This is a genomic window from Flavobacterium sp. FPG59, assembly GCF_002150205.1.
In the GTDB taxonomy this organism is placed as follows: Bacteria; Bacteroidota; Bacteroidia; order Flavobacteriales; family Flavobacteriaceae; genus Flavobacterium.
The window spans coordinates 1-5694 of the sequence record NZ_MTCA01000197.1; the positions used below are offsets into that span (position 1 = coordinate 1).

Genomic DNA, 5694 nt, shown 5'->3' on the forward strand with positions numbered 1-5694 from the left:
GTTGTGATTAATCTTTATAAAAACTTTATTTTTTTGAGAACCATATTTATAGCATCATTGATCTCATTTGACACAACAAATTTGTAATTAACATAAACATACAATACTGTAATCAAGATTGATTTCAGTAAAATATTTAAAATAGGATTAAAAGGAAAATCCCAAAAATAAAACATACAAAATAATACAGCAGTAATCCCCAATGAATGTAAAGTTTTTTTTGTAAATGGATACAAATGAAGTTTTTTTACCACAAATAATAACTTTGCTATACTGTAAAATGTAATTGACAATAAAGTAGCAAATGCAGATCCCATAATGCCATATAGTGGTATAAAAATGGCATTCAAACCTACCGCTACAACTACAAGAAAAACACCTAAAAACAAAACGGTACGATAATATTTAGTGTTAAAAATAATAGCATTATTATTACCTAAAATAAGATCAAAATATTTAGACAAACCAATCATAAAAACCACCGTAATACTGCCTAGATACAATTCTTTTTCAGCTGGATCTGTAAGGCCTAAAATAATTATTTCATACAACTGATTGATATTAACAAAAATACCTAGCATGACAAAACCTCCTACAACCTGCAAATTGATTGATGTTTTTTTATACAAAGCGTTTAACTCGGTGAGTTTATTATCATGCATCAATTTAGCGGTAATCGGATACACAATTTGGTGCATAGCTCTACTAGGAACAGAAATTACGAGCGCTATAAAAGTAGCAATTGAATAGTACGCTATATTATCAATAATCATATATTGATTTAACATGATTTTATCACCGTCTAAAAGTAAATTTGCAACGCTTCCAGATAAAATGATGTAAAAAGTATATTCTAAAATGTCTTTAACGTTTTTAGGCACCGCAATTTGAAAACTAGGCATCTTAACATAAAACGCATATGCCATTGTAATAACAAGTGCTAAAAAATAAATTCCTGCCATAATATATATAAAATCTACAATGCTTATCCATTGACAATACACGCCCACAAGCGCCATTAAAGACATGACCCGAAGTCCAACTTCTTTCATGAAATTGCCAAAAACGGAGTGCATATGTACTCTTGCCCATGCGTAAAAAATCTCGAAATATGCCATTGACAAACCTATAAACGGTATCAGCCAAATAAAATCTTTTACAATTGGATTTTTTTTAGAAACAAAAAATAAAATGTCATCAAAAAACAAAAAACCAATAAATATTATAGGAATAGACAACAATAACGGAAACAAAACAGTAAAGGATAAAAACTGAGCTTTCTCCTCATCTGTTTTGTATTGAGAATAAAACTTGACTAATGTGTTTTGCATTCCTATTGCAAACAAAGGCATAATCACATTGGCAACAGATAAAATATAATTAGCTAGAGCGTAATACGTAGCACCTAAAAAAATAGGATATAAATAAAGTGTATTTAATGCTCCTATCCCAAAACCGGCGTAGGTAATTATGGTATTCTTTAATGATTGATTTAATACTATTCCCATTATTTAATGATTGTAAAACACAAACAGGCTTTACTTTACTATATTTTGTTAAGCAATTGAACTAATTCTTTAGTAAGGTTTTTTCTAGAATAGTTTTGTAAACCAACTCCATTGGATTGCAACCTTCCTTCTAAAAATTGATCATAAAAGTCTAAAATTACTCTTTTAAGTTTCATTTTCTCAGAATAGTCAAAAAATACACCTGTGTTGGTATTCGTAATAATTTCAGCAAAATCAGAATCTTCAGGCCCAATTGCTATAATAGGCCTATTGGAAACCATGTATTCAAAAAGTTTCCCTGGGATAATGCTTTTAGTATCTTCAGAGTTGATTTCGATTAGCAACAAAACCTGTGACTTTCTTTGGTGCGCAATAGCTTCTGCATGTGAAACATAACCCAGATTATTCAAATATTCATTTAACCCGAATTGAGAAATCGTTTCTAAAACCTCTTGACTGACTGCGCCTATTAGTTTTATTTCTAAATTCAATTTAAAACTAGGGATTTCCTCTAGCAGTTCCAGCAGCACTTCCCATAACATCTTTGGATTTCTCTCAGAAAGAAAAGAACCAATGTGTGCTAAGCTAAATTTGACATCTAAAGTTTGTTTTTCAATTTGCTCTGTATCATAACCATTGGTAATTACCGAAATTGGTTTATTTGTAATCGCTTGAAATTCCGTTTTAGTGGTTTTACTCGTTACAATAACCGTATCAGCAGCATTCAAAACCTGATGCTCTAACGCTTTGTGTTTCTTGGCTGCAAAGCTTGATAACCGTAAGGATTTATGATAGCCTATTGTAGTCCACGGATCTCTAAAATCAGCAAACCATTTTAAATTTAGTTTTTGTTTTAATTCTAATCCAATAAGATGCAAACTGTGCGGTGGCCCCGAAGTAATAATGGTATCAATATCATTTTCTAGAATGTATTTTTCTAAAAATGATACTGATGGTTTTACCCAAAAAACGCGTGCATCAGGAATAAAAAGATTTCCTCTAACCCAAAGAAAAGTTTTATCTAAAAAAGATTGCTTTTTTTGATTGGGAATAATCCCTGAATTCATTTTTTGAGTTTTATTCTTGGATAAAAAAGAGGCCAATTGATAAGGCTCAAAAATCCTATGCTTGATAATAATTGCTTTATCACACACCTCACTTACAAGTTTTTGATCCACAATAGGATAGGTAGGATTCTCCGGAATATAAACAATAGGCTGAACGCCAAAATCTGGCAAATACTTTACAAACTTAAGCCAACGCTGTACTCCTGGTCCTCCCGCTGGTGGCCAATAATAGGTAATTATTAAAACTTTATTATTTTTCAATTTATTCCTGTTGAATTAAAATATTCCTGACAACTACTCCGAAAATATAAAACAACATGAACTAATCAACGTTCTTCGAGATCTTCTTTTTTTCGTAATAAATTCCCCCAATCAGTAGTAATAATATTCCAACTGCACTTATCAGCGTAATCATACTGCCCGTTTTTACAACTTGAGGCTCAAACTTAAATTCGATTTTATGTTTTCCTGCCGGTATTGGTAATCCTCTTAAAAGATAATCAACTCTCAAATGATCTACTTTTTTATCGTCAATGTAAGCATTCCAACCCTTGCCATAATAAGCTTCAGAGAATACGGCGAAGCCTTCATTTTTATTGGTAGCAGTATAATTGATGTAATTTGGTTTATATGTAACTACAGATATTGTAGCCGCACTATCTTTGGCGAAAGCCGTATTTTTTACTTGAAACTCCTTTGTATTAATTACAACCGTATTTTTAGAATCTAATTTATCCAAAGCTTTCATTTCGGCATCGGGAGAATTTACTTGTTTCACCTGACTTACAAACCAAGCATTTCCATTGGCATCAGGGTTAGCAACCGGAAATTCTTTCCCTTCCTTATCTTTCTGTATCAAATACTTCACATTAAGCATGTTCAGCACTTCGATATTATTTTTTACAATTTGATAATCCAGTAATTGCTGCATTCTTCTTGGTCTCACAGCACTGTAACCCCCAATAGATTTATGAAAATAAGAGGCTCTAGCACCCATAATATCTCCTACCTCAAATACTCTATAATTTGACGTGTCTTTTAAAATTTCCGCATCTGATGGAGATTCTTGGAAAGGAGCTTCTACTTGAAACTTGCTCACAAAATCTTTACCTGAAACATAATTTTTAGCAACAAAAAACAAGTCAGAAACCATCAATAGACCCACGATTACAATAGCAGTATTTTGTGCAAATCTCTCCTTTAAAGACATCCACAAAACTCCAGCTACCAATATTATAAAGAAAACAGAGCGAAGCAAATCTGCACTAAACAAACTCATTCTATCTTCCTTCAAAGCGTTGACAAAGTCAGGACCATAGCTTTCTTGAAAATACGCATCAGTACCACCAGAAAAACTAAACATGCTTTTACTTAAAAACAAAATAAGAAGTATACCTAAAGAAAGAATTGTTGTTTCATACAAAGATTTCCACTGCGCATTTTTATCTGATTTGAAATATGCTTGCAATCCCATTATTGCAAGTACTGGAAAGCACATTTCTAAAACTACCTGAATAGAGGACACTGCTCTAAACTTATCATACAACGGTATGTACTCAATAAAAAAATCAGTTAATAGAGGGAAATTTTTTCCCCAAGAAAGCAGTAAGGAAACAAATGCGCCTGCTAAGAAAACGTATTTAATTTTTCTTTGGTCTAAAAACAAAGCCATCACTGCCAAAAAGAAAACTACAATTCCTATGTAAGCTGGTGCAGCTACGATGGGTTGATCTCCCCAATAGGTAGGCATTCCTGAGACAAAATCAGTTGCTTGATCCTCTGGAACTCCTTGTCCTATCATGAATTCAAACATGTGACTATCCTTGCCTACTTTTTCATTATTTGAACCTCCAAAAAGACGAGGAGCAATAAGGTTAAAGCTTTCCATTACGCCATAACTATATTCGGTAATATAATCTTTAGACATAGATGAAGTAGTCTGGTTTTTAGTCCCATCAGGGTTAAAAGTAAGCTCACTTTTGCCTCTGATACTGAAATTAGTATATTCAGAAGTAGCCAATAAGTTAGTTGCATTGGCACCAAGCGCAAAAATACCAGCAACTGCTAGAACTCCAAAAGAATATAGTAACGTCTTATATTCTTTATCCTTTATGTGTTTGTATATAAAATACCCCGAAAGTATTAAAAGGAAAATCAAGAGGTAGTACGTCATTTGAAAGTGATTTGCATTGATCTCTAATGCTGTCGCAAAAAGTGTGATCAATCCACCCAACACGTATTTTTTTTGGAAAACCAAAATAAATCCCGCAACAACAAGTGGCATGTACCCAATTGCATGTGCTTTTGCATTATGCCCTACACCCAAAATAACAATCAAATAAGTGGAAAATCCAAAAGCCAAGGCTCCGAAGAAGGCCTTTAGAGGATCTATTTTCAGCACTAATAATAATGCATAAAAACCTAAAAAGTAAAGAAATAAATAATCAGCAGGACGAGGTAAAAATCGCAATGCATCATCCAGAGCACCAATATAATCATGCGAATACTTGGCTCCTAATTGATACGTAGGCATACCACCAAAGGCTGAATTAGTCCAATACGGTTCTACATCATTTGTGGCTCTAAAATCGTTTTGCTCCTTGGCCATGCCTGTATATTGAACAATATCCGATTGGAAAATTTGTTTTCCTTGCAAAACTGGATAAAAGTAAATCAAGGAAACAAGAACAAAACCAAAAATGGCAAGAGCGTGTGGGTAAAACTTATTAATTATTTTCAATTTATAATGTATTGGATTTAATAAATGTATTGATGTGGTTCAAGCAAAACGGTTTAATCTATTTCTTCATAATCCACGTAATCCCCTACTTTTTTAGTTTCGCGAGGTTTTTTTACGTTTTCTGTGCTATAAATTATTTCATCTTGTTGCTGCTGTTGCTGTGTATTGTTCCAAGATTTTTGCTGATACTGCTGTTGTTGCATGTTTTGCCCTGCTTTTTCTACTACCTTTTTTATAATTAATGGCAAAAATAGTTTTGCTAAAAATTTGAATATGTAGTAAAATGCAATGATAAATAAAATTGTATTTAAAACACTTTTAAAAGAAGCTGTTTGCATAAAGGTAATTTTTTCCAAAAATAATAAATTCAGAACTATAT

At 32.5% G+C, this 5694-nt stretch carries 4 protein-coding genes; all 4 read right to left on the reverse strand.

Annotated elements, in window-relative coordinates; all coding sequences use genetic code 11:
• Positions 1-14 precede the first annotated feature (14 nt).
• Positions 15-1508 carry a lipopolysaccharide biosynthesis protein gene (locus FPG59_RS13240; RefSeq protein WP_086455064.1) on the reverse strand — a complete coding sequence of 498 codons (1494 nt, stop codon included), beginning with the start codon at positions 1506-1508 and terminating at the stop codon, positions 15-17.
• A gap of 38 nt (positions 1509-1546) precedes the next feature.
• Positions 1547-2836, reverse strand: a complete 1290-nt coding sequence (locus FPG59_RS13245; RefSeq protein WP_086455065.1) for a glycosyltransferase family 4 protein — start codon at positions 2834-2836, stop codon at positions 1547-1549.
• A 61-nt stretch (positions 2837-2897) separates the two neighbouring features.
• Entirely contained in the window at positions 2898-5315 is a 2418-nt protein-coding gene (locus FPG59_RS13250; protein WP_086455066.1) for a YfhO family protein, read from the reverse strand.
• A gap of 53 nt (positions 5316-5368) precedes the next feature.
• Entirely contained in the window at positions 5369-5671 is a 303-nt protein-coding gene (locus FPG59_RS13255) for a DUF4834 family protein (protein ID WP_369596820.1), read from the reverse strand.
• Positions 5672-5694: the final 23 nt, after the last annotated feature.